The 815-nt window shown below is 54.2% G+C and carries 1 protein-coding gene; it reads right to left on the bottom strand.

Annotated elements, in window-relative coordinates; genetic code table 11:
• Window positions 1-53: 53 nt before the first annotated feature.
• A complete protein-coding gene (locus tag ACXAH3_RS16440) occupies window positions 54-758 on the bottom strand; it encodes an IS6 family transposase (protein ID WP_474863349.1) in 705 nt (234 codons plus the stop codon).
• Window positions 759-815: the final 57 nt, after the last annotated feature.

Here is an 815-nt window from a genome sequence, read left to right as displayed (position 1 = left end):
GGTGCTGTCAGACTAATTCGAACTCGTCTGAGCAAGGACAGTGTAACTGCCCTTTAGTCCGCACAAAGTTGGCGCCACTCGGCCAGAGCGGCGGCACGGTTCAACTTGAAATTTGGCCTGGAGAGGAGGCTGCGCTCTGAGTTGAAGAGGTTATAGACTGAAGCATGGACGGCGGCGAATTTCTGTAGGCTGCGCATGCGCCTGAAACGCAACATTGCCCGTTCCCTTCGTCGAAAAGGCAAGTGCGAATTCTCAACTCGATTGTTCAACCAACGCTCGGTTTGCTGCTTGTGGGCGTTGCCGATTTCTTTCATCGCAGCTCCGTACGACCTCAACCTGTCCGTCACGACCACTTCCGGTCGCCCATGCTTGCGCATTGCTTTTCTTAGGAATTTCAGCGCAGCCTTCCTGTCGCGCGTCTTGGTAACATAGCTCTCGAGCACCTCACCTTCGTGGTCAACGGCACGCCACAGATAGTGCCGTTCGCCATTAATCTTCACGAAAACCTCATCCAGGTGCCAACGCCACTTACTGGATTTCATTCCTGAGATGCGTCGCCTCCTGATCTCAGAAGCGAACATCGGACCAAATCGATGCCACCAATACCTGACCACTTCGTGGCTGACATCGACACCGCGCTCGTGCAGGAGGTCCTCCACATTGCGAAGCGATAGTGGAAACCGGACGTACAACATCACAGCCAAGCGTATAACCTCGGGGCTGGTTTTGAAGTACTTGAATGGAGAGCGTTCTGTCATAGAAGGACGCTATGTCAGCACCCCGCCCGCTTCAACCGGAATCCCTTTGACAGTACC

The sequence above is a fragment of the Aliiroseovarius sp. ABM4_368 genome (assembly GCF_056161205.1).
The sequence above is the reverse complement of the archived record's forward strand: the minus strand, read 5'-3'. Positions and strand labels throughout refer to the sequence as shown.